Annotated in this window: 23 protein-coding genes; 13 read left to right on the top strand and 10 right to left on the bottom strand. The window is 67.2% G+C overall.

Going from position 1 to position 25,866, the window contains the following annotated elements; all coding sequences use genetic code 11:
• Positions 1-71 precede the first annotated feature (71 nt).
• The 4 genes from msrA to EAO27_RS01165 form a co-directional block, all read right to left on the bottom strand.
• Entirely contained in the window at positions 72-746 is a 675-nt protein-coding gene (gene msrA / locus EAO27_RS01180) for a peptide-methionine (S)-S-oxide reductase MsrA (RefSeq protein ID WP_242776278.1), read from the bottom strand.
• A 273-nt stretch (positions 747-1,019) separates the two neighbouring features.
• Positions 1,020-2,234, bottom strand: a complete 1,215-nt coding sequence (locus tag EAO27_RS01175; RefSeq protein WP_242776276.1) for a pyridoxal phosphate-dependent aminotransferase — start codon at positions 2,232-2,234, stop codon at positions 1,020-1,022.
• Between the two features lie 210 nt (positions 2,235-2,444).
• Positions 2,445-4,277, bottom strand: a complete 1,833-nt coding sequence (pabB, locus tag EAO27_RS01170) for an aminodeoxychorismate synthase component I (protein WP_242776274.1) — start codon at positions 4,275-4,277, stop codon at positions 2,445-2,447.
• 27 nt (positions 4,278-4,304) lie between these two features.
• Positions 4,305-4,850 (bottom strand): hypothetical protein, encoded by a 546-nt coding sequence (locus tag EAO27_RS01165; RefSeq protein WP_242776272.1) that lies wholly within the window; start codon positions 4,848-4,850, stop codon positions 4,305-4,307.
• Between the two features lie 133 nt (positions 4,851-4,983).
• Here EAO27_RS01165 and EAO27_RS01160 point away from each other — a divergent pair, with 133 nt between their 5' ends.
• The 6 genes from EAO27_RS01160 to EAO27_RS01135 all read left to right on the top strand — a co-directional run bounded on the left by EAO27_RS01160 (position 4,984) and on the right by EAO27_RS01135 (position 11,603).
• Positions 4,984-6,651 (top strand): AMP-binding protein, encoded by a 1,668-nt coding sequence (locus EAO27_RS01160; RefSeq protein ID WP_242776270.1) that lies wholly within the window; start codon positions 4,984-4,986, stop codon positions 6,649-6,651.
• Between the two features lie 136 nt (positions 6,652-6,787).
• Positions 6,788-7,243: a MerC domain-containing protein gene (locus EAO27_RS01155; RefSeq protein ID WP_242776268.1), complete on the top strand. Its 456-nt coding sequence runs from the start codon at positions 6,788-6,790 to the stop codon at positions 7,241-7,243.
• Between the two features lie 94 nt (positions 7,244-7,337).
• The gene (locus EAO27_RS01150; protein ID WP_242776266.1) at positions 7,338-7,802 is read left to right on the top strand and encodes a Fur family transcriptional regulator; all 465 of its coding nucleotides are present in this window, start codon (positions 7,338-7,340) and stop codon (positions 7,800-7,802) included.
• A gap of 97 nt (positions 7,803-7,899) precedes the next feature.
• Positions 7,900-9,423, top strand: coding sequence for a fumarate hydratase (locus EAO27_RS01145; protein WP_242776263.1), 1,524 nt, complete (start codon positions 7,900-7,902; stop codon positions 9,421-9,423).
• A gap of 178 nt (positions 9,424-9,601) precedes the next feature.
• Positions 9,602-11,137 carry a M20/M25/M40 family metallo-hydrolase gene (locus tag EAO27_RS01140; RefSeq protein WP_242776261.1) on the top strand — a complete coding sequence of 512 codons (1,536 nt, stop codon included), beginning with the start codon at positions 9,602-9,604 and terminating at the stop codon, positions 11,135-11,137.
• A 10-nt stretch (positions 11,138-11,147) separates the two neighbouring features.
• Positions 11,148-11,603, top strand: coding sequence for a VOC family protein (locus EAO27_RS01135; RefSeq protein ID WP_242776259.1), 456 nt, complete (start codon positions 11,148-11,150; stop codon positions 11,601-11,603).
• On the opposite strand, the gene EAO27_RS01130 is transcribed toward EAO27_RS01135, so the two are convergent.
• Positions 11,600-12,643, bottom strand: a complete 1,044-nt coding sequence (locus EAO27_RS01130; RefSeq protein WP_242776257.1) for a DUF481 domain-containing protein — start codon at positions 12,641-12,643, stop codon at positions 11,600-11,602. The genes EAO27_RS01135 and EAO27_RS01130 overlap by 4 nt on opposite strands.
• A 130-nt stretch (positions 12,644-12,773) precedes the next feature.
• Between EAO27_RS01130 and EAO27_RS01125 the strand changes: the two genes are divergently transcribed.
• The gene (locus EAO27_RS01125; protein WP_242776255.1) at positions 12,774-13,049 is read left to right on the top strand and encodes a hypothetical protein; all 276 of its coding nucleotides are present in this window, start codon (positions 12,774-12,776) and stop codon (positions 13,047-13,049) included.
• On the opposite strand, the gene EAO27_RS01120 is transcribed toward EAO27_RS01125, so the two are convergent.
• The 5 genes from EAO27_RS01120 to EAO27_RS01100 form a co-directional block, all read right to left on the bottom strand.
• Positions 13,021-14,007 carry a TraB/GumN family protein gene (locus EAO27_RS01120; protein ID WP_242776253.1) on the bottom strand — a complete coding sequence of 329 codons (987 nt, stop codon included), beginning with the start codon at positions 14,005-14,007 and terminating at the stop codon, positions 13,021-13,023. The two genes, EAO27_RS01125 and EAO27_RS01120, sit on opposite strands and share 29 nt — an antisense overlap.
• On the bottom strand, positions 14,004-15,143 hold the full coding sequence (locus EAO27_RS01115) for an MBL fold metallo-hydrolase (protein WP_242776251.1): 1,140 nt from the start codon (positions 15,141-15,143) through the stop codon (positions 14,004-14,006). The genes EAO27_RS01120 and EAO27_RS01115 overlap by 4 nt, the downstream gene beginning before the upstream one ends.
• A gap of 3 nt (positions 15,144-15,146) precedes the next feature.
• A complete protein-coding gene (locus tag EAO27_RS01110; protein ID WP_242780376.1) occupies positions 15,147-15,785 on the bottom strand; it encodes a DUF1013 domain-containing protein in 639 nt (212 codons plus the stop codon).
• Positions 15,786-15,940: 155 nt separating this feature from the next.
• The gene (locus EAO27_RS01105) at positions 15,941-16,396 is read right to left on the bottom strand and encodes a MaoC family dehydratase (protein WP_242776249.1); all 456 of its coding nucleotides are present in this window, start codon (positions 16,394-16,396) and stop codon (positions 15,941-15,943) included.
• Positions 16,397-16,478: 82 nt separating this feature from the next.
• Positions 16,479-17,480, bottom strand: a complete 1,002-nt coding sequence (locus EAO27_RS01100; protein ID WP_242776247.1) for an NAD(P)H-quinone oxidoreductase — start codon at positions 17,478-17,480, stop codon at positions 16,479-16,481.
• A 103-nt stretch (positions 17,481-17,583) separates the two neighbouring features.
• Here EAO27_RS01100 and EAO27_RS01095 point away from each other — a divergent pair, with 103 nt between their 5' ends.
• The 6 genes from EAO27_RS01095 (at position 17,584) to EAO27_RS01070 (ending at position 25,497) form a co-directional block, all read left to right on the top strand.
• Complete coding sequence (locus tag EAO27_RS01095; RefSeq protein WP_242776245.1) at positions 17,584-17,781, top strand: DUF1192 domain-containing protein; 198 nt, start codon at positions 17,584-17,586, stop codon at positions 17,779-17,781.
• A gap of 194 nt (positions 17,782-17,975) precedes the next feature.
• Positions 17,976-20,312, top strand: a complete 2,337-nt coding sequence (clpA, locus tag EAO27_RS01090) for an ATP-dependent Clp protease ATP-binding subunit ClpA (RefSeq protein ID WP_242776243.1) — start codon at positions 17,976-17,978, stop codon at positions 20,310-20,312.
• A 151-nt stretch (positions 20,313-20,463) separates the two neighbouring features.
• Entirely contained in the window at positions 20,464-21,531 is a 1,068-nt protein-coding gene (locus EAO27_RS01085) for a hypothetical protein (protein WP_242776241.1), read from the top strand.
• Between the two features lie 66 nt (positions 21,532-21,597).
• Entirely contained in the window at positions 21,598-22,437 is an 840-nt protein-coding gene (gene map, locus EAO27_RS01080) for a type I methionyl aminopeptidase (protein ID WP_242776239.1), read from the top strand.
• A gap of 8 nt (positions 22,438-22,445) precedes the next feature.
• Entirely contained in the window at positions 22,446-23,216 is a 771-nt protein-coding gene (locus EAO27_RS01075) for a DUF268 domain-containing protein (protein WP_242776237.1), read from the top strand.
• Between the two features lie 94 nt (positions 23,217-23,310).
• Positions 23,311-25,497: a PQQ-dependent dehydrogenase, methanol/ethanol family gene (locus EAO27_RS01070; RefSeq protein WP_242776235.1), complete on the top strand. Its 2,187-nt coding sequence runs from the start codon at positions 23,311-23,313 to the stop codon at positions 25,495-25,497.
• Positions 25,498-25,866: the final 369 nt, after the last annotated feature.

Raw genomic sequence — 25,866 nt, 5'->3', positions numbered from 1 at the left:
CCCGGATGCGGCGACCAGTGATTTGCGACGAACGATTCCTCCCGCACGGTGAGCGGCGGAACCCGGCCGATTCAGGGCGCGGGAGCGCGCCGGACGAGCCCCGGATAGAGGCTTTTGAACGCCGCAAGCTTCGGGGCGTCCCAGCGGACGATATAACCATTGCCCGGATTGCGCTTCATGAAATCCTGATGATTCGCCTCGGCGCGATAGAAGGCCCGGTAGCGCTCGACGGGGACCACGAGCGGCCGCCGGAAATAGCCGCCCTTGCCGATCTGCGCGAGATAGGCGGTCGCGACCTGCCGCTGCGTCGCATCGAGCGGGACGATCGCGGCGCGATACTGGCGGCCGACGTCGGGGCCCTGGCGATCCTTGAGCGTCGGGTCGGCGATCACCGAGAAAAGAATCCGGAGCAGCGTGCCGTAGCTGATCCGTGTCGGATCATAGACGATCCGGACCGCCTCGGCGTGGCCCGACGTACCGTCGTGGGTCAGCTCGTAGCGCGCGGTCGCGGCGCTGCCGCCATGATAGCCCGATTCGACCGAGATCACGCCCTCGACATGTTCGAAGACGCCCTCGACGCCCCAGAAGCAGCCGCCGGCGAGCACGGCCGTCGCCCGCTTGACCTTTACCGCGGGATCGAAGGCAGCCGCGGGGAGCTTGACGGCGCTTTCGGCCTGCACCGGCGCGCACGCCGCGAGCAGCGCCACCGCGACCGTCGCGGCGACCGGGCGCCGCGGCCGCGTCACAGCGGCATCGCGAACGCCGGCTGCTGCGTCACGACGTACAGGGCACCGATCGCGAAGCCGGCGAGCATGGTCAGAAACCAGTCGGAGCGGAGCATGGAGAGCATCGGAACCTCTTCTTGTCTGTCGTTCGGATACCGACGATATGGCGCGCCCCGGACCGTCCGTCAGTGATGATGGTCACCTTTAGGCATCAGGGCTTACTTTCCGGTGAACCGGATCGTCGGGCAGGGTTCAGCGTGCCACCCCCTCCCGCCGACGGGAGGGGGCATCCGGTCAGCGCAACGCGGCACACGCCTGCTGGATGCGCACGCACGCTTCCTTGAGCACCGCTTCCGACGTCGCATAGGAAACGCGGAACGCCGGCGACAGGCCGAAGGCGCCGCCGTGCACCGCCGCGACGCGCGCCGAGTCGAGGAAATAGTCGATCAGCGCTTCGTCGCTGTCGATCCGCGTGCCGTCGGGGGTCGTCTTGCCCATGCAGCCCGACGCGTCGGGATAGACGTAGAAGGCGCCGTCGGGGACGGGGCAATCGAGCCCCGGCGCGTCGTTGAGCATCGCGACGACCATGTCGCGGCGCTTGCGGAACGCCGCGTTGCGATCGTCGAGGAACTGCTGCGGTCCGCCGAGCGCGGCGGCGGCGGCGGCCTGCGCGATCGAGCAGGGATTCGAGGTCGACTGCGACTGGAGTTTGCCGATCGCCTTGATCAGCCACGCCGGGCCGCCGGCATAGCCGATGCGCCAGCCGGTCATCGCATAGGCTTTGGAACAGCCGTTCACGGTCAGGATGCGGTCGGTGAGGTCGGGGCAGCGCTGCGCGAGCGTCGAGAAAGCGAAATCGGCGTACCACACATGTTCGTACATGTCGTCGCACATCACCATGACGTGCGGGTGGCGGCGGACGACTTCGCCGATCGCGTCGAGTTCCTCGGGCGAATAGGCGGCGCCCGACGGGTTCGACGGCGAGTTGAAGATCACCCAGCGCGTCTTCGGCGTGATCGCCGCGTCGAGCTGTTCGGGGGTGATCTTGTAATGCTGCGCCGCCGACGCCGCGATGACGACGGGAACGCCGCCGCAGAAGGCGACGATGTCGGGGTAGCTCACCCAATAGGGCGCGGGGATGATCACCTCGTCACCCGGATCGACCGTCGCAACGAGCGCGTTGAACAGCGTGTGCTTGCCGCCGACGTTCACGGTGATCTGGTCGAGCCCGTAGTCGAGCCCGTTGTCGCGGCGGAACTTGCCGCGGATCGCTTCCTTGAGCGCGATGGTGCCGTCGACCAGCGTATATTTGGTCTGGCCGTTCCGGATCGCCTCGATCGCGGCTTCCTTGACGAAATCGGGGGTGTCGAAATCGGGTTCGCCCGCCGACAGGCCGATGACGTCGACCCCCGCGGCCTTGAGCTGGGTGACGCGCGCGGTCATCGCGAGCGTCGCCGACGGCTGGATGCGGCCGAGCGCGGCCGAGACATGGGGCGGGAAGGTCGACATATGGCGTCCCCTGGACTGGTGCTGATGCAAGCGTTTTGGCAGAAAATTGCGCGGGGCCGCGCCTAGAGCCTCCGCCCGCAATTCGCAAGGCGGGACGGGGATAATTTACCTATGCAGGCCTAAACTCGTCGCGTCATCCCGGCGAAGGCCAGGATCTCTCCCTATCGCCAGGACGCACCGGCGAGACCTCGGCCTTCGCCGGGGTGACGATCAGCTTCGGACCTCGTCGGCCAGCCGCGCCGGCACCAGTCCGCGCAGCGAATTGCCGATGAAGAAACCGTCGGCAAGGTCGGCAAGGCGCAGGTGCGATTCGGCCGCGCGACCCTTTTCGATCAGCTCGGCGCGCAGCACCCCGGGCAGCAGCCCGAGCGACAGCGGCGGGGTGAGCAGCACGCCGTCGCGCTCGACGAAGATGTTGCTCCAGCTCCCCTCGGTGACGAAGCCCGGCTCGTCGACGAACAGCACCTCGGGCGCGCCGCTCGCCACGCGCAGCTCGTCGTAGGGCGCGCGCAGGCTGGTCTTGTGGGTCAGGCGAAAATCGTCGGCCGCCATGGGCGCGGGCCGCACCGCGACGGGGACCGGCAGTTCGGCGAGCCGCGGCACCGGCGTCACCTCGATCGCGAGCGCGCCCGACGGCGCGAGCCGCATCCGCACCCGCGCCGCGCTGCGCAGGCGGAAGGTCGCCGATTGCAGGCTGTTGCGCGCGCCGTGCCGGTCGAAGGCGAAGCCGAGCGCCGCGGCGCTCGCCTTCATCCGCGCGAGATGCCCCTCGAGCCGCTGGACCCCTTCGACGGGATCGAATTGCATCGTTTCGATCAGATCGAATCGCTCGCGCGCAGCCGCCACAAATTCCCCCTTGGCCAGACATTCGCGCCATTCTTCCGACGGCACGCTGTCGGCGACGATTCCCGATCCCAGTCCCAGCGTGGCCCGAAACGGCGCGCCCTGCAAGGCACCGGCGCGCGGAAAAACCAGCGTGCGGATCGCGACATTGAACGCCGCGTCGCCGCCGGGCTCGATAAAGCCGATCGAGCCGGTGTAAAGCCCGCGCGGCGTCGTTTCCAGCGCGTCGATGATTTCCATCGCCCGCACCTTGGGCGCGCCGGTGATCGAGCCGCAGGGAAAGGCGGCGCGCAGCACGTCGACCGCCCCCGCCGCGGCCGGCAGCGTCGCAGCGACGTCGGACACGAGCTGGTGGATCGTCGGAAAGCTTTCAACGCGGAACAGGTCCGGGACCTTCACCGTTCCGGGCGCCGCGACGCGCGACAGGTCGTTGCGGATCAGATCGACGATCATCAGGTTTTCGGCACGCTGCTTGGGATCCCCGGCCAGTTCGCGCGCGCCGTGCGCGTCGGCGTCGGGGTCGGCCAGCCGCGCCGCGGTGCCCTTCATCGGCCGCGCGATCACCTCGCGCCCGCGCAGCGCAAAGAAGAGTTCGGGCGACAGCGAGGCGATCGCCTGTTCGCCGGTCCAGACAAAACCGCCGTAGCCGGCGCACGCGGTGCGCCGCAGCCGTGCATAGACGGCGAGCGGGTTGCCGAGCGCCGCCACCTCGGCGCGAAAGGTCAGGTTCGCCTGATAGATGTCGCCCGCGCGGATGAAGGCCAGCACGCGTTCGACAGCATCGACATAGTCGGCGCGCGACACGCCCGGGACGACCGGGCCGAGCCAGGCACCGGCGGGGTCGGGAAGGCAGGCGGCGACCGCGCCGGCGTCGATCCGCTCGACCCTTTCGAACAGGCCGAACCAGCCGAGCGGGCCATTCGCATCCGCGGCGGTTCCCGCGGGGCCGCGCCATGCCTGGGCGAGCCCCGTGCCCGCTTCATAGGCAAGATAACCCGCGGCGTGCAGCCCCCGCCCCTGCGCCGCCTCCAGCGCGTCGAGCAGCGCGGGAATGTCCGCCGCCGTATCCGCAGTCAGCAGTTCGACCGGCCCCTCGAACAGTCGCGCCGCGGCGGCGCCCGCGACGCGCGCGTCGTCGAGCAGGACAAAGGGCGGGCACGCAGGACCCGGGATACCGATGCGACCGGCGCGCGTCATCATGACAAGGACAGACGGGTCAAGACGGAGTCAGCGCTCGCGGCGGACGCGAACGCGTTTCTGGCCGCCGATCTCGGCAAAATAGCTGCCCATCGCTCCGGGATAGATCAGCACCTTGTCGCCTGGTTTCGGGTCGCGCGGCAGCACGGTCTGGTCGGTTTGCGCCCACACGGCCCCGTCCTCGATCTCGAAGCGCAGCTTGTCCATGTCGTAGCGGCGCGCCCATTTGACCGTCGTGTCGAGCCGCAGCGCGGGCTCGTCCTCGTCGTCGCCGCCCAGAAACGGCAGGTCGCGCAGCGTGAAGCCGAACAGCCCGCGCCGCGCCTTTTGCGCCGCCGCGCGATCGAACATGGTGATGTCGCGCGCCTGCTCGGCCTGCTGCAGCGCGGAAACCTGGCGATCGAAACAGGCGAGCCGCGCGGCGGTGTCGGCAACGTCGCGGCACGCATAGACCTGCTGCACCTGCGGCGGGGTCGCGGGCGGATCCTTGTCCTTTGCCATCGCAAAAGAACCCGGCGCCGCGAGCAGGATCGTCGCCGTTCCTGCGACCGTCAAAATCCGCGCTGCTGCACCCATGGCCGTCCTCCCTGCCGTCGTTCCTGACTAGCGGTCGCGCGGCACCGCTGCAAGCGTTGCCCCCCGATTGCGATGCTCTCGCGTCGTGCCTAGGATGAATGCCCCTCTCCCGAGCAAAGGACGATGCGCCGCGATGAACACCCCCTACGACTGGTCGACCAACTATCGCCACCCGACCGCCTGGGATCAGGATTTCGCGCCGATTTCGCTTCCGGACATGCTCGCCGCCAGCGTCGCGCGCCGCGGCGACGCGGCGATGCTCGATTTCATGGGGCGGCGCTTCGGCTACAACGAGGTCGCGCGCGGCGTGGCGCGCGTCGCCCGGGGGCTGCAGCTTCGCGGAATCGGCAAGGGGCACCGCGTCGGCCTGTTCCTGCCCAACGTCCCGCATTATGTTGCCGCCTATTATGGCGCGCTCGCCGCGGGCGCGACGGTGGTCAACTTCTCGCCGCTCTACACGCCGCACGAACTCGAGGCGCAGGTCGAGGATTCGGGCACCGACATATTGTTCACGATGAGCGCGACCGCGCTTCTGCCGACCGCGCTCGAGGTGCTCGACGGATCGAGCCTCAAGCAGCTCGTCGTCGGATCGGTCGCGGGCGGCCTGCCCCGCGCCAAGTCGCTGCTCTATCGCATGCTTCGCCGCAAGGAGGTCGCCGAGCTTCCGGCCGACCCGCGCGTCACGCGCTTTTCGGCGCTGGTCGACAATGACGGACGCCCCGATCCGGTGGCGATCGATCCCGAAAGCGACGTCGCGCTGATCCAGTATACCGGCGGCACCACCGGCACGCCCAAGGGCGCGAAGCTGACGCACCAGAATCTGACCGCCAATGCGCGGCAGGTGAACAGCATCGACCCCGATCACGACGCCGACGACCGTATCCTCGGCGTGCTGCCCTTTTTCCACGTCTTCGCCAACACCTGCGTGCTCAACCGCACCGTGCTCAACGGCGGCATGATCGCGATGCTGCCGCGCTTCGATGCCAAGCAGGCGCTCGCGACGCTCGGCCGGACGAGGGCGACCGCGCTGCCCGGCGTGCCGACGATGTACCAGGCGCTGCTCGACCATCCCGATCTTGCCAAGACCGATTTCTCTTCGCTGCGCGTCTGCATCTCGGGCGGCGCGCCGATGCCCGCCGAGCTGCGCGAGAAATTCATCGCCGCCACCGGCGCCGCGCTCGTCGAGGGCTATGGGCTCACCGAAAGCTCGGGGGTGGTGTCGACCAACCCCTATGACGGCCCGGTCAAGGCGGGCACGATCGGCCAGCCGCTGCCCGCGACGCACCTCCGCCTTGTCGACAAGGAGGATTCGATGCGCGACGCCCCCGCGGGCGAACCCGGCGAACTCGTGGTCAAGGGACCGCAGATCATGCAGGGCTACTGGAACCGCCCCGCGGCCGATCAGGACAGCTTCACCGCCGACGGCTGGCTGCGTACCGGCGACGTCGCGGTGATCGACGAGGACGGTTATGTCCGCATCGTCGACCGCCTGAAGGACATGATCGCGGTCGGCGGCTTCAAGGTCTATCCGAGCGAGATCGAGGCGCGCCTCTACGAACATCCCGCGGTCAAGGAAGCCATCGTGCTGGGTGTCCCCGACGCCTATCGCGGCGAAAGCCCCAAGGCCTTCGTCACGCTCGAAGAGGGTTTCGACATATCGGGCGAAGCGCTCGCCGCCTGGCTCAACCCGCAGCTCGGCAAGCATGAGCGCGTGAGCGCGGTCGAGGTGCGGCTGAACCTGCCCAAGACGATGATCGGCAAGCTGGACAGGAAGGCGCTGCGCGCGGAGGAAGGGGCCTGACCCCGGGCGTACCGCCAACAAGATCGGAGCGCGCCGCAGAATTGGGCCGGCATGGCGTGAAATCGCCCATGAGACATTGTAACCTGCGTCATGATATGCCATATCAGCCATCGCAATTGCCCCAACGGAGAATCGGGTGACCCGTGTCGCCAGCCCTGCCCCTGTTCTGACGCGCCCTGCCTCCTTCTTGAGACGGGGGGCCGCGCTGGTTCGGGCTGCGCGCGAATCGCGCCCGCTGACCGCGTTGTCGGGCGACCAGCTCGCGATGAGCCTGTCGGGCCTATGCCTCGTGCATTGCGTCGCGACGACGGTCTTCTTCGCGTCGGTCGCCTCGGTCGGCGGCGTGTTCCTCGACAATCACCTGTTCCACGAGGTGGGCCTGGTCATCGCGATCGGTTTCGCGCTCGTGACGCTCGTCTCGGGCGTCCTCAGCCACGGCTATCTGATGCCCTTCGGCGTCGGCTGCTTCGGGCTCGGGATGATGGCGGGCGCGCTGTCGCGGCCGCACGACGGCAGCGAAGTGCTCGCGACGATGATCGGCGTCGCGGTGGTCGCGCTCGGGCACGACCTCAACCGCCGCGCGCGGAACTGACGCGCGCGCCCCGCGCTTGCGGGCGGCCGCCAAACACCCTACATTGCGGGGGTTAGGGGCATGATCGGCGCGGTTGCGCGCCTAAGGAAACGCCATGGGCAAACATGACCATCCGCACGTCGAGGCCAGCGGAGCCTCGCTCGCCGACGCGGCGCAGGCCGCGCTCGAAAAGGGCGGAGAGGCGTGGACCGACATGCGCGCGCAGATTTTCGATGCCGTCGCCGAAATCGGCAAGCCCGCAAGCGCCTATGAAATCGCCGACATCGTGTCGCAGAAACGCGGCAAGCGCGTCGCACCGAACAGCGTGTACCGCATCCTCGACCTGTTCGTCGCGAACAACCTCGTCCGCCGCGTCGAGAGCGCCAATGCCTTCGTCGCGAACAGCCATCCGGGCTGCCTGCACGACTGCATCTTCCTGATCTGCGACAGCTGCGGCACCGCGGTCCACATCGACAATGACACATTGTCGGATGGTGTCCGCGCCGCCGCCGACGCGACGGGTTTTGTATCCGAGCGCCCGGTGATCGAGGTGCGCGGCAAATGCACCGAGTGCCAATAGGCTGAAGATACCAACCGGCAGCTAACCCCTTCCCGTCGCAGGTTGCCGGGTCTAGGGAGACCCCGAATCCTGACACAGGGCAAAGGGGACTGCACCCATGAACACCGTCATCATCCGCGAGGACGACCTCGTCGAGACCATCGCCGACGCGCTCCAGTACATCAGCTATTTCCACCCGATGGACTATATCCGCGCGCTCGCCGCGGCCTATGAGCGCGAGGTATCGCCCGCCGCGAAGGACGCGATGGCGCAGATCCTGTCGAACAGCCGCATGTGCGCCGAGGGGCACCGCCCGATCTGCCAGGACACCGGCATCGTCACCGTCTTCATCAAATGGGGCATGGACTGCCGCCTCGACAGCCCCCGCAGCCTGCAGCAGGTCGTCGACGAGGGCGTGCGCAAGGCCTATCTCCACCCCGAAAACAAGCTGCGCGCCTCGATCCTCGCCGACCCGGCGTTCAGCCGCGTCAACACCAAGGATAACACGCCCTCCGTCCTCAACGTCGAGATGGTCCCCGGCGCGAAGGTCGTGATCGACGTCGCAGCGAAGGGCGGCGGCAGCGAGAACAAGTCGAAGTTCAAGATGATGAACCCGTCGGATTCGATCGTCGACTGGGTGCTCGAAATGGTGCCGCAGATGGGCGCCGGCTGGTGCCCGCCGGGCATGCTCGGCATCGGCATCGGCGGCACCGCCGAAAAGGCGATGCTGCTCGCCAAACAGTCGCTGATGGACCCGATCGACATGACCGAGCTGCTCGCGCGCGGCCCCGCGAACCCGACCGAAGAACTGCGCATCGAGCTGTATGAAAAGGTCAATGCGCTCGGCATCGGCGCGCAGGGGCTCGGCGGCCTTGCCACCGTGCTCGACGTGAAAATCAACGACTGGCCGACGCACGCGGCGTCGAAGCCCGTCGCGATGATCCCGAACTGCGCCGCAACACGCCATGCACACGTCACCCTCGACGGCAGCGGCCCCGCCTTTCTCGAAAAGCCGGTGCTCGCCGATTATCCCGAGATCGACTGGAAGCCCGACCAGGCCGCGATCCGCGTCGACCTCGACAGCCTGACCCCCGAGGTCGTCGCAAGCTGGAAGCAAGGCGACCGGCTGCTGCTCAACGGCAAGATGCTCACCGGCCGCGACGCCGCGCACAAGCGCATCGCCGACATGCTCGCGAAGGGCGAGCAACTCCCCGTCGAGTTCAAGGGCCGCGTCATCTATTATGTCGGACCGGTCGATCCGGTCGGCGAGGAAATCGTCGGCCCCGCGGGTCCGACGACCGCGACGCGCATGGACAAGTTCATGGACATGATGCTCGATCAGGGGCTGCTCGCCTGCGTCGGCAAGGCCGAACGCGGCCCCGCCGCGACACAGGCGATCGCGAAGCACAAGAGCGCCTATCTGATGGCGGTCGGCGGCGCGGCCTATCTGGTCGCGCGCGCGATCAAGGGCAGCAAGGTCGTCGGCTTCGCCGACCTCGGCATGGAAGCGATCTACGAATTCGAGGTGCAGGACTTCCCGGTCACCGTCGCGGTCGACAGCGAAGGCCAGAACGTCCACGTCAACGCCCCCGCGCTGTGGCAGAAGCGGATCAAGGACGAGGGGTTGCTCGAGAAGGCGTGAGCGCGTCGCTCCAACTCCCTCTCCGTCACCCCGGCAAAGGCCGGGGTCACGCCCTCACGACCTGAAACCTCCGAAACGGCGAGATCGCGGCGAAGGCCGGGATCCCGCCGGTGCCGCCTTGCCATCTCCTCCAATTTGAAGAACACTCCCCGCAACATAGGCAGCCAGGGGACGCGGCATGGATTTCCGTAACGTCGACAAGCTGAACCGCCGCGACTTGATTCGCGGTTCCGCGATGCTCGGAGCGGGGGCGATGCTGATGCGGCCGCTGCCCGGCCTCGCCGCACAGGGTCCGATGGCCGACATCCGCAAGGCGGCCGAGGCGGGCAAGGTCGCCTCGATCAAGCGCATCCGCGACTGGATCGCTCTCCCCTCGATCGCCGCCGAAAACCGCAACATGGCCGAGGGGGCGGCCTATATGGCCGAGCTTGCGAAGGACGCCGGCTTCACCAATGTCGAGATCGTGCCGACCGACGGCCATCCGGGCGTGTTCGGCACGATCGACGTCGGCGCGCCGCGCACCCTCGGCATCTATTTCATGTACGACGTCAAGCAGTTCGATCCGGCCGAATGGTCGTCGCCGCCGCTCGAGGGCAGGATGGTCGATCGCCCCGGTTTCGGCCAGGCGATCATGGGCCGCGGCGCGGTCAACCAGAAGGGCCCCGAGGCGACCTTCCTCGCCGCGCTCCACGCGATCCGCGCCGCGAAGGCGAAGCTGCCCGTCAACATCGTCCTCGTCTGCGAGGGCGAGGAGGAAATCGGCTCGCCGCATTTCCGCCAGATCGCGACCAAACCGAATATTCTCGCCGCGCTGAAGAAATGCGAAGGTATCTTCATCCCCTTCGCCTCGCAGGGCAAGACGGGCAATGTCACCGTCAACCTGGGGTCGAAGGGAATCATCGAGCTGGAACTGGTCGCGAGCGGCGAGAAATGGGGCCGCGGACCGAAGGGCGACGTGCATTCGAGCCTGAAGGCGATGGTCGATTCGCCCGCGTGGCGGCTGGTGCAGGCGCTCCAGACGCTCGTCACGCCCGACGGCAACACCCCCGCGATCGAGGGCTGGTTCGAAAATGTCCGCCCCTTGAGCGAGCGCGAGAAGAGCCTGATCCGCGAGGCGGCGAAGGCCGGCGACGAAGCGCAGCAGAAGGCCGCGCTCGGCATAACGCACTGGATCGACAATCTCGCTTACGACGACGCGCTGATCCGTCTCGCGCAGGAACCGACGGTCAATATCGAGGGGCTCGTCGCGGGCTATACCGGCCCCGGCGGCAAGACCGTGCTGCCCGGCCGCGCGGTCGCCAAGCTCGACCTGCGCCTCGTCCCCAACCAGACGCGCGCCGAGGCCGAGAAGAAGCTCCGCGCGCATCTCGACAAGCATGGCTTCACCGACGTCGAGGTCAATGTGTCGGGCGGGTACGACCCGACCGAGGTCGACGAGAACAGCCGTCTCGTCCGGTCCGAACTCGCGACCTACAAGACGCTCGGCGTCGCGACGAGCCTCAACCCGCGGATGGCGGGAAGCTGGCCGGGGTCGACCTTCACCGCGCCGCCGGTGTCGATCCCCGCGGCACATTTCGGCATCGGTCACGGGTCGGGGGCGCACGCCCCCGACGAATATTTCCTCGTCGATTCGACCAACCCCAAGGTCGCGGGGCTGGTCGATGCGACGATGGGTTTCGCCGAATTCCTCTACACGCTGGCGGCGATCAAATAGGGGACAGCAAGTGAGCGATCTCAACGGCGTCGCGCACGTCATCCTGACCGCGGGCGACTTTGCGCGCTCGACCGCTTTCTGGCGCGACGTCATCGCCTATCTCGACCTCAAGGTCGTGCTCGACAGCGAGCATATGCTCTATGGCGTCGGCGGACGCACGGCGATCGGCATCCGCACCGGTTCGCCCGAGAATGCCGGCAAGCGCTTCGATCAGGGGGCACCGGGGCTCCACCACGCCTGTTTCCGCCTGCGCCACCGCGACGCGGTCGACCGGATTCATGCCTTCCTCAAGGACCGGACCGACATCGTCCTTGTCCACGGTCCGCGGGAAGAGCCGTGGGCACCGGGCTATTATTCGATCCTGTTCGAGGACCCCGACGGCATCCGCATCGAGTTCAACCATGTCCCCGGCGCCGGCCTGCTCGCCGAGGGGCAGGAAATCGGCGGCACCAACGCCTTCGACTAAAAGCCGTAGACCAGAGTGAAGCGCGTCTGCGTGTCGACGCTTTCGACCCCCGGCGGCGGCGAGGAGTCGATCTGGGCCGAATAGGCGATGCGTGCCGACAGCGCGCTGTTGATCTTGGCGTTGAGCGCGGTCTGCGAACTGGTCGAGCTGTTCGCTTCGCCGACGATCGTTGAGGCGACCTGCGTCAGCCGCAACGTCGGCGACAATTGCCAGCCGAAATCGAGCCCCGCGAGCCCGGTGAGTTCGCCGTCGCGCGCGCCCGTGATGAAATCGGTCATGCGCCAGGCGGGACCGCCCTTGACGCTGAGCGCGACCTTCTTGCCGTTGAGAAGCTTGTAGCCGAGCCCAGCCGAAAGGTTCCAGCGCGTGTCATAGCCGAGGATGCGGTCATGTTCCCATCGCCCCAGCCCGTAAGCGAAGCCGCGGTTATCGATGCGATATTGCGGCTCGACCTCGACGAGATAGCGTTCGACCGAGGTCTTGCCGTTGGTGCGCTGATAATCGGCCTGGCTGCGGAACTTGTGCGTCCAGTCGATGCCCTTGCGCGCGAGCGCGACCCCGGCGCTCAGCCCCGCCGAGCGGGTGTTGCCGCTGCTCAGCGACCCGCCGATCTGCCCCTCGCCCTTCCAGTTCTGCCAGAATTTGGCGCTCGCCAGCCTGGCGCGCGCGGCGTCGGCCTCGGCCTGCTTCGCCTGGGTCCGCGCCGCCCGGAAATCGGCAACGATCAGGTCGATCTCTTCGGCCGCCGCGGGGTTGGTGCCCTTTGCGAATTTGGCGACGGTCTCGACCTCGCTGTCCTTGCCGCTCGCAACCGCGGCGTCGAGCATCGCGCGCACCGGGGCCGGCAGGCGCGGCTCGGGCTCGACCGGCGGCGCGGGCACCGGATTGGTCAGCAACGGATCGGTCGCGACGGGTACGGGCTCCGACACGGCCGGCGCCTCCGTCACGGGCTGTCCAGCGACGGGTTCGGCCGCATGAAGCGCGAGCGGCGCGGTCGCCGTGAACAGGCCGAGCATCGCGAGACGGGGAAAGGGATTCATCGAAGAGGTCCTTCGCTGGGGAGGCAAGGCGCCGGTCCGGTCGATCGTGGGACGCGGCCATACCGCATCCATCCGGTCCATAGCCGCAAATCCGCTGGCATTTCCACCCCGTACGCCCCATTTGGTCGCCATGTGGATCGCGATCATCGCCATTTTCGCCGCGGGCATCGGCAATTTCGCGATGCACCGCGCCTTCATGGAAAGCGACGACCCGCTGATCCAGCAGATGGTGCGCCCGCTCGCCGACAAGGTCGGGCCCCATATCACCTATGTCTTCGAATATCTGTTGCTGGTCGGCGCGATGGCAATCGCGACGCGCAACTGGTTCACCGGGCTGATGCTCTATGGCCTCTACACCATCTTCAACGCGATGGCGTTCAGTTGGGTGATGCACCGCGGGGAGTGACCGACGGCCGCCACGCGGGGCCGGTGATCGCAAGGTCCTGCCGCGCGAGCCGGTCGAGCACGCCATCCTCTTCGGCGAGGATGCGCAGCGGCACCACCGCCAAAGTGACCCCCGGACGCGCCGCGGAGTCGGTGATGGCGTCGACCCACGTCTGGCGCAGCGCCGGTCCGAAACCATCGTTCGTCCACGGCCAGCAGCGCCCGAGCGCATCTTCGAGCGGGTTCGCCATCACCGCGGGCACGTCGAACGCCGTCCACGCCCGGCCGCGCTCGGTGACGACGTCGCCGCCCGCCTCGGTCGCCGCCATCGCCGCTTCGAGGCACGCGATGTGCGTTTCGGGCGCCGCCGCGAACAGATTGTCGAGCATGTCCTCGCCGCGCACCTCGCCGACCGGCTGCATCGGAATTTTCGACTGCCGCGCCGCCTTGCGCACGACATCGGACGCGTCGTCGGTCGTGTCCTTGTTGAACGCCAGCCGCTTCGAAAGCAGGTCGAACGCCGTCATCAGGAAGTTGGAACGCGCATAATTCTGGTCGAAGCGCGTTTCGAGCGCCTGCAACCGCGCCATCTGGGTCGGGGTCAGATAGTCGCCCGCAACTCGTCCTTTCGGCAATTTGGTGAGCCCGCCGCCCCTGAAGATCAGCCGCAAGATGTCGCCCGGCGAGACTTTCGCCCGGGTTCCCAGAATGACACGCTGCGCGCGGTCGGTCGCACCTTCGAGCCGCTCGGGACGCCAGGGCGTCGCCTTCGGAACCGCCGCGATCTCGCCGACCAGGATGATCGTTCCGGCGGACGTCGCGATCGTCCACATCGGCGCGCCCGAGCGACGCGCGGTGACGACGATATCCTCGGCTACATCGGACGCGGACGGTGCATCAGCATCGGGGTCCGTGGCCGCGACGGCCGACGGCGACGCCGCCGCGAAGAGCGCCGCGAACAGGACGCCGCGCGCCCTCACGCCACCCCGTGATACCACCACACCCCGTCGCGATCTTCCTTGCGCACGCGCCCTTCGACCTCGAGCCGCTTAAGATGCGCCAGCGCCTCGCCGGTCGCCATGCCCAGTTGTTCGGGTCCGATCGGCCGATTGAACAGCAAGGGAAAGCTCTCGACCGCGCGCATCGGCGCCTTCGCGATCGCCTCGGCGAGGTTGTAGAGCCGCATGCGATGCTCGTCGCGCAGCGCCATCAGCCGGACGTGCAGCCCCTTGAAGGGCTGGCCGTGCGCCGGACAGGTGGTGACATCGCCCGGCACCGTCGCGATCAGCTTGTCGATCGACGCCAGCCATTCGCCCAGCGGATCGGCCTCGGGCTCGGTGATGTTGATCGACACGTTCGAACTGATCCGCGGCAACACCTGGTCGCCCGACACCAGCACGCCCTCGCGCTCGTTCCACAGGCACGCATGTTCGGGGCTGTGCCCCGATCCGACGACGACGCGCCATTTGTGCGGCCCCATGCCGAGGACATCGCCGTCCTTGATCCGCGTGTAGCTGCGCGGCAGCGGGTACATCACCATGGCGAAGCGGCCCCAGCCGCCATTCTTCTGCGCTTCGATCTGTTCGTCGTCCCAGCCCGCCGCGCGCGATTGCGCGAGCGCCTCTTCGGGCACCGTCTCGCCGGTATCGCCGACGATCATCCGCGCGGTGAGCATCTCGCCGCGCGTCATCCACAGCTGGACGCCCTTCTTCTTCGCGATCCAGCCGGCAAGGCCGATATGGTCGGGGTGCAGGTGCGTGCCGATGACGCGGGTGACCGGCACGTCCCTGAGCGCGCCCGCATAAAGCGCCTTCCACGCATCCGAACAGATGGTCAGGCACACGCCGGTGTCGACCACCGCGACGCCGTCGTCACCGTCGGCGGTGACATCGTCGAGCAGCCAGCTGTTGATATGACCGAGCGACCCCGGCATCGGGATGCGCGCCCAGCGGATCCCCGGCGCGATGCGGATCGTCTCACCCGGCCCCGGTGCGGCATCGCCCCAGGGATAGGTCAGCCCGGCGTGGCTGGTCGCGGTGAAGCTGTCGTCCTGGGTGAGCGAGACATCCGGCGAGCCGCTGGCCGCCGGAATACCCTCGTCGTCGACCCCCGACATGCGTCAGGCGGCCGTTTCGTCGTTCGCGGCTTCCTCGGCGGCGCGCGCTTCGGCGGCGGCAACGCGTTCGGCGCGCAGTTCCTCGAGCAGCGCCTCGCGGTCGCCTTCGAGGCGGCTGTCCTCGGGCGCCTTGATGCCCGCCTTTTTCGCAGCCTTGGCGACCAGCGCATCGAGTTCGCGCTGCGAGCAGAGGCCGAGGGTCACCGGATCCTTGGGCACGATGTTCGCGCTGTTCCAGTGGCTGCGGTCGCGGATCGCACCGATCGTGTTGCGGGTGGTGCCGATCAGCTTGCCGATCGCGCCGTCCGACACCTCGGGGTGGTTCTTCAGGATCCACGCGATGCCGTCGGGCTTGTCCTGACGCTTGCTCACCGGGGTGTAGCGCGGCCCGCGGGTGCGACGGATCGTGTCCTGCGCCTGCTTGCTCATCTTGAGCTTGTAATTGGGGTCGTTCTGGCCCTTTTCGATCTCTTCGACCGCAAGCTCGTTCGCGCGCACCGGATCGCGGCCGGTATATTTGGTCGCGGCGGTCTCGTCGGCGATCGCCTGGACCTCGAGCACGTGAATGCCGCAATATTCGGCGATCTGCGCAAAGGTGAGACCGGTGTTGTCGACCAGCCAGGCGGCGGTCGCGTGCGGCATCAGCGGGGTGGCGTCTACATTGGCCATGGCCGGGTTTCTCCAAGCGGAAATAATAAGGGCCGCCCCTCGCGGGGCGGCCGTTCCGGCGAGGGTTGTAGACCGGATCGCCGCCCGGGGCAAGGGCGCAGGCTGCGGCCCCGGTCGCCGTGTCCCGGCTATTGCGGCCGGGCCGGCAACTGGATCAGGTTGAGGAAGGACATCGCCACCTCGCCCGCCTGGTTCGTGACCGTCATCCGCATCGTGACAACGCCGCGATCGGGCTTGCTGGCCGACCGGCGGACATCGACAATCTCGCGCCGCACGGTCAGCCGGTCGCCCGGCCGCACGGGGCGCAGCCATTGCAGGTCGTCGACCTTGAGCCCGAGCAGCGGCGTCGCGCCGAAGGGCGCGGTGTCGACGAATTCGCGCATCACCACCGACGCGACGTGCCAGCCGCTCGCGATGATCCCGCCGAACCGCCCCTGTGCCGCCCCGGCCGGGTCGACATGCATCGGCTGCGGATCGAATTCGCGCGCGAACCGGATGATGTCCGCCTCGTTCATCTCGATCGGTGCCCCGGTCCAGGCCTGACCGATTTCAAGATCTTCAAGGAAAAGCGAACGAACGGTCACGACAATCTCCGGCTGCGAACGCCCTTTGCGTTCGGCGATGCCGGTGCTGGCCCCCGCCCGCTTTGTCAACCGCCGGCCGGGGTCAGCCCACCGTCAGCACGATCTTTCCGACATGCGCGCCCGCCTGCATCCGCGCGTGCGCGGCGGCCGCCTCGGCGAGGGGGAAAGCCTGATCCATGGCGGGTTTCCACGCGCCGTCGGACAGGCGCGGCCAGAGCGTGCGGTGGATCTCGTCGGCGAGCGCGGCCTTGAAATCGGCGCTGCGCGCACGCAGCGTCGATCCGGTCAGCGTCAGCCGGCGGCGCATGACCTGCGCAATGTCGATCTCGGTCCTGGCGCCGCGCTGGAAGGCGATGGTGACGTGGCGCCCGTCGTCGGCGAGGCAGGCAAGATTGCGCGGCACATAGTCGCCGCCGACCATGTCGAGCACCGCATCGACCCCGCGCCCGCCGGTAAAGGCCTTCACCGCCTCGACATAATCCCCGGTCGAATAGTCGATCGCCAGGTCCGCGCCGAGCGCGGTCGCGGCGGCGCATTTGTCGGCGCTGCCGCAGGTCACGATGACCTTGATGTCAAAGAGTTTGCACAGCCCGATCGCGGTGGTGCCGATGCCGCTCGTGCCGCCGTGCACCAGCACGGTCTCGCCCTCCGCGACCCAGGCGCGCTCGAACAGATTGTGCCACACGGTGAAGAGGGTTTCGGGCAGCGCCGCCGCCTCGGCCATCGAAAAACCGCGCGGTACGGGCAGGCAGCTGCCCGCCGGCGCGGTGCAATATTCGGCATAGCCGCCGCCCGCGACGAGCGCGCAGACATGTTGCCCCAGCTGTTCGGGGTCGCCGCCCGGCCCGACCGCGACGATCGTGCCCGCGATCTCGAGCCCCGGCAGGTCCGATGCCCCCGGCGGCGGCGGATAATGGCCCATGCGCTGGAGGAGGTCGGGACGGTTCACACCCGCTGCGGCGACGCGGATCAGCACCTCCCCCGGCCGCGGTTGCGGCACCGGCCGCTCCTCGGACACCAGAACCTCGGGTCCGCCCGGCTCGCGGATCGCGATGGCGGTCATGCTGGTCGGCAAGCTGGTCACGCTCTGTCCCCCTGTTTCCCACAGGCGCGCCTTATTGACAGCACGGCGCCGCGGGTCAACAGTCCCGCCCGAAAAACGCCGGTAAAAGAAGAGGCTCGGTGCGATGGACGACGACGACCTTCCCCGCCGCCGCGACGATTTGCTGGCGGCGCTGACCAAGCAGCCGCTCGACCCGCTGTCGGTTGCCGAACTCGACGACCGCATCGCGGTGCTCGAAGGCGAGATCGAACGCACGAAGAAGCACCGCGACGCCGCGGGTGGTTTCAAGGCGAGCGCGGAGGCGCTGTTCAAGAAGGGATAAGGCCTACGGCTCCCATCGCGATGCGACAGGGAGGGTCGCCCCAGAATCCTGACGCGCCGTTAACCATACTGCAAAGCCTGTCATCGTAATTTCACATGCGCCTCCGCTTTTCCCTTGCGGCGGGGCGGCGGCGTCGCCACGTTGTTGTCCTAGGGGCAGCCTCTCCCCGGCTGATCCCGCAAGGAGATAAGCCCATGCCGTCTTTTTCGGAGAGCCTCGAAAAGACCCTGCATAATGCGCTGAAGGCCGCATCGGAGCGGCATCACGAATATGCGACGCTCGAACATCTGCTCTATGCGCTGATCGACGACGATCATGCCGCCGAGGTGATGCGCGCGTGCGGCGTCGCGCTCGACGACCTGCAGTCGGCGGTGGTCCATTATCTCGACACCGAACTCGACAGTTTGAAGGTCGAGGGGCACAGCGACCCCTCCCCCACCAGCGGCTTCCAGCGCGTCGTCCAGCGCGCGATCCTGCACGTCCAGTCGTCGGGCAAGGACGAGGTGACGGGCGCCAACGTGCTCGTCGCGCTCTTCTCCGAACGCGAATCCTATGCCGTCTATTTCCTCCAGCAGCAGGACCTGACGCGGCTCGACGCGGTCTCCTACCTCAGCCACGGCGTCGGCAAGGGCGGCAAGCCCGCGGCGCAGGCCGAGCCCGAGGAGAAGGAAGAGGCGAAGGACAAGTCGGACGCGAAAAACAAGAAGGAAACCGCGCTCGACCAGTTCACGGTCAATCTCAACGAAAAGGCGAAGGGCGGCAAGGTCGATCCGCTGATCGGCCGCAGCGCCGAGGTCGACCGCACGATCCAGATTCTCTGCCGTCGCAGCAAGAACAACCCGCTCTATGTCGGCGATCCCGGCGTCGGCAAGACCGCGATCGCCGAAGGCCTCGCGCGCAAGATCGTCGAGGGCGACGTCCCCGAGGTGCTGCTGCCCGCGGTGATCTATTCGCTCGACATGGGCGCGCTGCTCGCGGGCACGCGCTATCGCGGCGATTTCGAGGAGCGGCTGAAGCAGGTCGTGACCGAACTCGAAGGCCTGCCGCACGCGATCCTGTTTATCGACGAAATCCACACGGTGATCGGTGCGGGGGCCACCAGCGGCGGCGCGATGGACGCGTCGAACCTCCTGAAGCCCGCATTGTCGGGCGGCGTGATCCGCTGCATCGGCTCGACGACGTACAAGGAATTCCGCAATCACTTCGAAAAGGATCGCGCGCTGCTGCGCCGCTTCCAGAAGATCGACGTGATCGAGCCGACCCTCGAGGACACCAAGAAGATCCTCGCCGGGCTGCGCGAGGCGTTCGAGAGCCATCACAACGTCAAATATACCAGCGACGCGATCAACGCCGCGGTGGAGCTGTCGGCGCGCTACATCAACGACCGCAAGCTGCCCGACAAGGCGATCGACGTGATCGACGAGGTCGGCGCGATGCAGATGCTCGTCGCCCCGTCGAAGCGCAAGAAGACGATCACCGCCAAGGAAATCGAGGCGGTGATCGCGACGATGGCGCGCATCCCGCCCAAATCGGTGTCGAGCGACGACAAGAAGGTGCTCGAAACGCTCGAGACCGACCTCAAGCGCGTCGTGTTCGGCCAGAACACCGCGATCGAGGTGCTGTCGTCGGCGATCAAGCTGAGCCGCGCGGGGCTGCGCGACCCCGAGAAGCCGATCGGCAACTATCTCTTCTCGGGCCCGACCGGCGTCGGCAAGACCGAGGTCGCCAAACAGCTCGCGTCGATCATGGGCATCCCGCTCCAGCGTTTCGACATGTCCGAATATATGGAGCGCCATTCGGTCAGCCGCCTGATCGGCGCGCCGCCGGGCTATGTCGGGTACGACCAGGGCGGGCTGCTCACCGACGCGATCGACCAGAACCCGCACTGCGTGCTGCTGCTCGACGAGATCGAGAAGGCGCATCCCGACCTGTTCAACATCCTGCTCCAGGTGATGGACAACGGCCGCCTGACCGATCACCACGGCAAGACGGTCGACTTCCGCAACGTCATCCTGATCATGACGACCAACGCGGGCGCCAGCGACATGGCGCGCGAGTCGATCGGTTTCGGCGCCTCGACGCGCGAGGATGTGCAGGAAGAGGCGGTGAAACGCATGTTCACCCCCGAATTCCGCAACCGCCTCGATGCGATCGTGCCCTTCGGCTACCTGCCGCCCGAGGTCGTCGCGCGCGTCGTCGACAAGTTCATCCTCCAGCTGGAAATGCAGCTCGCCGATCGCAACGTCCACATCCAGCTCGACGATGCGGCGCGCGAATGGCTGACCGGCAAGGGCTATGACAAGCTCTATGGCGCGCGTCCGATGGGCCGCCTGATCCAGGAAAAGATCAAACAGCCGCTCGCCGAGGAACTGCTCTTCGGCAAGCTCGTCCATGGCGGCGAGGTCAAGGTGAAGATGAAGACCGGCGAGGATGCCCATGTCGGCAACCCGCTGACCTTCGAAATCATCCCCGCTGCGCCCAAGGCCGGCAAGGGCAAGGCGAAGGCCAAGCCCGAGAAAGCCGCGGAGTAATTCCCCGCCCCTCCCGTTCGCGGGAGGGGCGTACCTCCCTGGCCCGCGAAGCCGCGAAACGCGCCCGCCATCCGCGTCTGTCCTCCGGCTATTAAGCCGATCGTTACCCCGCCCCGCTAGGTATCCGCCCCGAACGCGAGCGGAGATTCCCATGACGACACAATTGCAGCATTGGCTGGGCGACGGCGACGGGATGCAGGCGTTCGACCGCTGGTTCGACAGCGTCATGCGCGGCGGCGACCACGATGAGCTCGACGCCTTCCTGACCGAGGAACTGCTCGCACACCCGCACCGCATCAGTTCGCTGTGCCTGTCGCGCCCGCTCGCGACGGTACGCGTCACCGGATGGGACGAACTCGCCGTCGATCTGGCCGACGAGGAGGCGCGCCATGCAGAAAAGGGACCGGTCACGGCGATCGGCGCCGATCTTTCCGACCATTGCGATCCCGACGACGACAGCTGGCCGCTCGAGGTGAGCTTCTACGACGATGAGGTCTTTGCCTTCGGCGCGGGCGACCTCGCGGCGATCAATGCCGAAGCGGCGAAAACCGGCACCGCATGGCAGGGCGGGTTCCGCGACATCGGCAACAGCCTGACCGTCGTCGGACTCGGCCGCATCTATCGCGCGATCGGTGACAATGCCCCCGGCTACCCGCAGCGCGGCACGCCGGCGAGCATCGATCAGGTAGCGGATCGACTCGGCCGCTATTTCATCACGCTACGCTTTCACCAGGCACTCGTCCGCGACGCGGCGCACCACGGGCTGCCACGCGCGATGGTGCTGCTCGGCGGCGCGCACGATGTCGCGCCCTGGTACGAGGCCGCCTATTGGTGCGACACGATGCGCGAAGACGACGGCAGGGTCGCCTCGCTCCTCGCCGCGCGCGAAGCGACAAAAAAGGCGCACTTCCGGGCCGAGACCGAGAAGATGATCAAGGACTGGCGCGACCGGCGCAATGCAATCGTCCGTCGCCAGCTCCGCGCCGACAAGCATCAGCAATTTGCCGATTACAGCGCCGCGCGCGACGCGCTCTTCGCCAGCAGCACGGGACTCGGCGACGGGCGCCCCGCGCACGACCTGTCCGATCATGAGTTCGAAATGCTGCTCCATGCGTGGCGCCGCCAGCGTGCGGACATGATCGGCGACGATCCCGACGCGATTCCCGTCCCCGAGAAACCGCGCGGCGGGCTGTTCGGCCTTTTCCGCCGCGCGTCCTGATCCGCACGCACGCTGGCGGACGCGACGCCCCTCGCATTTCGGCGCTGCTTCGCCTATATTGCCCCCATGTACGACTATGTCTCCGTGACCACCGCCGACGCCGCCTCGCCCACGCCGGTGCGCGACGGCACGATCAAGCTGCACGACGAGGCGGGTTTCGCCGGCATGCGCAAGGCGGGGCGGCTGTCGGCCGAGATCCTCGACGCGCTCGTCCCTTTCATCCGGCCCGGTGTGACCACCGCGGCGATCGATGACCTCGTCCGCACGATGATGCTCGACGGCGGCGGCATTCCCGCGACGCTCGGCTATCGCGGTTTCACCCACAGCTGCTGCACCAGCATCAACCACGTCGTGTGCCACGGCATCCCCGACGAAAAGCCGGTGCGCGAGGGCGATATCGTCAACGTCGACGTCACCAGCATCATCGACGGCTGGCACGGCGACACCAGCCGCATGTATCTGGTCGGCGAGGTACCGATCAAGGCGCGGCGGCTGGTCGAGGTGACTTATGAGTGCCTGATGCTCGGGATCGAACAGGCGAAGCCGGGGAACACGATCGGCGACGTCGCGCACGCGATCCAGCAGCATGCCGAGCGCCACCGCTATTCGGTCGTCCGCGATTTCTGCGGCCACGGACTGGGGCAGATGTTCCATGACGCGCCCGAGGTCGTCCACGCCGGACGCCCCGGCACCGGTCCCGAACTGCGCCCCGGCATGTTCTTCACGATCGAGCCGATGATCAACACGGGCAAATATGCGGTGAAGATGCTCGCCGACGGCTGGACCGCGGTGACGCGCGACCGCAGCCTGTCCGCGCAATATGAGCATAGCATCGGCATTACCGAGACCGGGTGCGAGATCTTCACCGCAAGTCCCAAGGGATGGCATCAACCCCACCTCGTCTAGGAGCATCCATGGCCTCAACCCTGCGCAGCCTCGGGGTTGCGGTGCTCTCCTCGGGTTTCAATCCGCGCAGCCTGCGCCATTTGAAAAAGCTCCGCCGCTATTTCAGCGACCGGAAGGCCTTTGTCGCCAAGGGCGGGCGCGTCGACGTCGACTATCCGATCCTGACCGATTTCGAGAGCAATGCCGGGTCGGGATCGGGGCAATATTTCCACCAGGACCTGCTCGTCGCCCAGTTCGTCCACGATGCGAAGCCCGCGCGGCACCTCGACATCGGCTCGCGCATCGACGGATTCGTCGCGCATGTCGCGACCTTCCGTCCGATCGAGGTGATCGATATCCGCCCGATGCGGCCGAGCGTGCACCCGAACATCCGCTATGCCGTGCTCGACCTGATCGAGGGCGATGTCGCGGCCTTCGGGCAGGCCGATTCGGTGTCGTGCCTCCACGCGATCGAGCATTTCGGGCTCGGGCGTTATGGCGATCCGCTCGATCCCGACGGCCACAAGCACGGCTTTGCCAATATCGCGCGGCTCGTCGCGCCCGGCGGCCGACTCTACATCTCCTTTCCCGTCGGGCGAAAGACCGAGGTCTATTTCAACGCGCACCGCTGCTTCGCCGCGCGCGACATTTTCGACTGGGGCGAAGCGATCGCCGACTTCACCCTCGAACGGTTCGACTGGGTCGACGAACAGGGTGAGCTTCGCACGAATGGAACGCCGGAGGATGCGGCGGAATATCGTTACGTGCTCGGCATCTACACGTTGCGCCGCGACGGCTGACCGATCGTCCCCGCCCCAATTTCCCACTTGCACCCTTGCCGCATCGGGCGCAGACTTGACGTTAACGTCAAGCATAGACGTGGGGAGAGCATGGATGGCGAAACGGGTCTGGAAGGCCGCGCTGCTGGGCGGCGCGCTATTGGCACTGGCGGCGTGCAACGCGTCGAAGAATGACAGCATCTCGGGCGGCGGCTCGCTCGACGACGCCGAAAAGGCCAGCGAGGCCCTGCTCAAGACCGGCGGCAACGGCGATGACTGGGCCGGCATCGGCTACAGCTATGACGAACAGCGCTTCAGCCCGCTGACCGACATCAACGACAAGAATGTCGGCCAGCTCGGCCTCGCCTGGTCAGCCGATCTCGACGACGCGCGCGGGCAGGAAGCCACGCCGGTGGTCGTCGACGGTGTGATGTACGTTACCCACGCCTGGTCCAAAGTATCGGCCTGGGACGCCGCGACGGGCAAGCCGCTGTGGAAGTTCGATCCCAAGGTTCCCGGCGAACGCGCGGTCAGCGCCTGCTGCGACGTCGTCAACCGCGGCGTCGCCGTCTGGGGCGACAAACTCTTCGTCGGCGCGCTCGACGGCCGCCTGATCGCGCTCGACAAAAAGACGGGCAAGGAGCTGTGGTCGACGCAGACCTTCGACACTTCGAAGCCTTACACGATCACCGGCGCGCCGCGCGTCGTGAAGGATATGGTGCTGATCGGCAACGGCGGCGCCGAATTCGGGGTGCGCGGTTATGTCACCGCCTATGACGCCGACACCGGCAAGGAACGCTGGCGCTTCTACACCGCCCCCAACCCGAAGAAGGAAAAGGACGGCGCGGCCAGCGACGACATCTTCGCGTCGAAGGCCAATGCGACCTGGTCCGACAAGGGCGAATGGCAGACCTCGGGCGGCGGCGGTACCGTGTGGGACGCGATCGTCTACGACAAGGATCTTGACCAGATCTATCTCGGCGTCGGCAATGGCAATCCGTGGAACCACGGCACGCGCTCGAACGGCGAGGGCGACAACTGGTTCCTCTCGTCGATCGTCGCGCTCGATGCTTCGACCGGTCAATACAAGTGGCACTATCAGGAAACCCCGGCGGAAACGTGGGACTATACCGCGACGCAGCCGATCATCCTCGCCGAACAGGCGGTGAACGGAACCCCCACGAAGGTGCTGTACCACGCGCCGAAGAACGGCTTTTTCTTCACCATCGACCGCACCAGCGGCAAGCTGATCGACGCCAAGCCCTTCGTCGACGGGATCAACTGGGCGACCGGATACGACCTTGCGACCGGACGTCCGATCGAGAATCCCGATGCGCGCTTCTACAAGACCGGCAAGCCCTTCATCGCGGTGCCGGGCGCGCTCGGCGCACATAACTGGCATCCGATGAGCTTCAACCCGAAGACCGGGCTCGTCTACATCCCCGCGCAGCAGATCCCGCAGGGCTATCTCCAGGACATGGACGAGCTCGACAAGAGGAAGGTGCTCGGCTTCAATATCGGGACCTCGCTCAACAAGACGATGCTCCCCGACGACAAGGCGGCGTTCAAGGCCGCGGTTGCCGCGACCACCGGGCGGCTTGTCGCCTTCGACCCGCGCACCGGCAAGGTCGCATGGGGGGTCGACTATCCCGCCGCGTGGAACGGCGGCACGATGACCACCGCGGGCAATCTGGTGTTCCAGGGCACCAGCACCGGCCGCTTCCGCGCCTATGCCGCCGATACGGGAAAGCAGTTGCTCGACCTCGACATGCAGTCGGGGATCGTCAGCGCGCCGTCGACCTTCCGCGTCGGCGGTGTGCAATATGTGGCGTTCATGACCAGCAAGGGCGGCGCCTTCCCGCTCGTCGCCGGGGTCGCGGGCGGCGTGACGCGCAAGGTGCCCAACATCCCGCGCCTCGTCGTGCTCAAGATCGGCGGCACCGCGAAGCTTCCCGCCGCGCCCGCGACGACCGCGCTTGCCTGGACCCCGCCCGCGATGACCGGCACGCCGGAACAGATCGCGGCGGGCAAGGCGCATTTCGGCCGCTATTGCCAAGTCTGCCACGGCGACAGCGCGATCGGCAACGGTTTCACCCCCGACCTTCGGGTCTCGGCCACCCTGTCCAATGCCGACGCGTGGAAATCGGTGCTGCTCGACGGCGCGCTCAAGGACCGCGGCATGGTCAGCTTTGCGAGAGTGCTGACCCCCGCCGATGCCGAGGCGATTCGCGCCTATGTCATCGAGCGGTCGAACTGGACCAAGGCAAACCTTCCCGACGCATCGGCACCGATGGGCCGCTGACGGCCATATCCTCCCTGTGGCAAAGCCATGGGGAGGGGGACCGCCGCGAAGCGGTGGTGGAGGGGCGCGCCGGTGCGTCATTGCCCCTCCGTCAGCGGCTACGCCGCTGCCACCTCCCCATCGCTGCGCGACAGGGAGGATAAAAATGCAGATTTGCCGCTTTTTTAGGCACTGCAATGACGCCGTTGCCCACCCCTTGGGCAGCGGCGTCTTTTCGTTTCAAAATTCTGGCCGAAACCCCGCGATTCGCCAATTGGCACGGCTTTTGATTGGTGCAAGATGGCGGGACACCGCACCGACTCGACGGCAAGCCGGACCAGGCCAACCTGATCCGGCTTGAGGCGCAAAGGGCGGCGGCCAGCCCAAAGG

The organism is Sphingopyxis sp. YF1 (assembly GCF_022701295.1).
In the GTDB taxonomy this organism is placed as follows: Bacteria; Pseudomonadota; Alphaproteobacteria; order Sphingomonadales; family Sphingomonadaceae; genus Sphingopyxis.
This window is presented reverse-complemented; position numbering and strand designations above follow the sequence as displayed.

Coding starts and splice junctions, on each gene's coding strand:
- EAO27_RS01160 (WP_242776270.1), top strand. CDS start 4,984: ATGAACACCCCCTACGACTGGTCGACCAACTATCGCCACCCGACCGCC.
- EAO27_RS01085 (WP_242776241.1), top strand. CDS start 20,464: ATGACGACACAATTGCAGCATTGGCTGGGCGACGGCGACGGGATGCAG.
- EAO27_RS01115 (WP_242776251.1), bottom strand. CDS start 15,143: ATGTCGGGGGTCGACGACGAGGGTATTCCGGCGGCCAGCGGCTCGCCG.
- EAO27_RS01165 (WP_242776272.1), bottom strand. CDS start 4,850: ATGGGTGCAGCAGCGCGGATTTTGACGGTCGCAGGAACGGCGACGATC.
- clpA (WP_242776243.1), top strand. CDS start 17,976: ATGCCGTCTTTTTCGGAGAGCCTCGAAAAGACCCTGCATAATGCGCTG.
- map (WP_242776239.1), top strand. CDS start 21,598: ATGTACGACTATGTCTCCGTGACCACCGCCGACGCCGCCTCGCCCACG.
- EAO27_RS01150 (WP_242776266.1), top strand. CDS start 7,338: ATGGGCAAACATGACCATCCGCACGTCGAGGCCAGCGGAGCCTCGCTC.
- EAO27_RS01140 (WP_242776261.1), top strand. CDS start 9,602: ATGGATTTCCGTAACGTCGACAAGCTGAACCGCCGCGACTTGATTCGC.
- EAO27_RS01075 (WP_242776237.1), top strand. CDS start 22,446: ATGGCCTCAACCCTGCGCAGCCTCGGGGTTGCGGTGCTCTCCTCGGGT.
- EAO27_RS01125 (WP_242776255.1), top strand. CDS start 12,774: ATGTGGATCGCGATCATCGCCATTTTCGCCGCGGGCATCGGCAATTTC.
- EAO27_RS01145 (WP_242776263.1), top strand. CDS start 7,900: ATGAACACCGTCATCATCCGCGAGGACGACCTCGTCGAGACCATCGCC.
- EAO27_RS01130 (WP_242776257.1), bottom strand. CDS start 12,643: ATGAATCCCTTTCCCCGTCTCGCGATGCTCGGCCTGTTCACGGCGACC.
- EAO27_RS01175 (WP_242776276.1), bottom strand. CDS start 2,234: ATGTCGACCTTCCCGCCCCATGTCTCGGCCGCGCTCGGCCGCATCCAG.
- EAO27_RS01095 (WP_242776245.1), top strand. CDS start 17,584: ATGGACGACGACGACCTTCCCCGCCGCCGCGACGATTTGCTGGCGGCG.
- EAO27_RS01110 (WP_242780376.1), bottom strand. CDS start 15,785: ATGCCGCACGCGACCGCCGCCTGGCTGGTCGACAACACCGGTCTCACC.
- pabB (WP_242776274.1), bottom strand. CDS start 4,277: ATGATGACGCGCGCCGGTCGCATCGGTATCCCGGGTCCTGCGTGCCCG.
- EAO27_RS01070 (WP_242776235.1), top strand. CDS start 23,311: ATGGCGAAACGGGTCTGGAAGGCCGCGCTGCTGGGCGGCGCGCTATTG.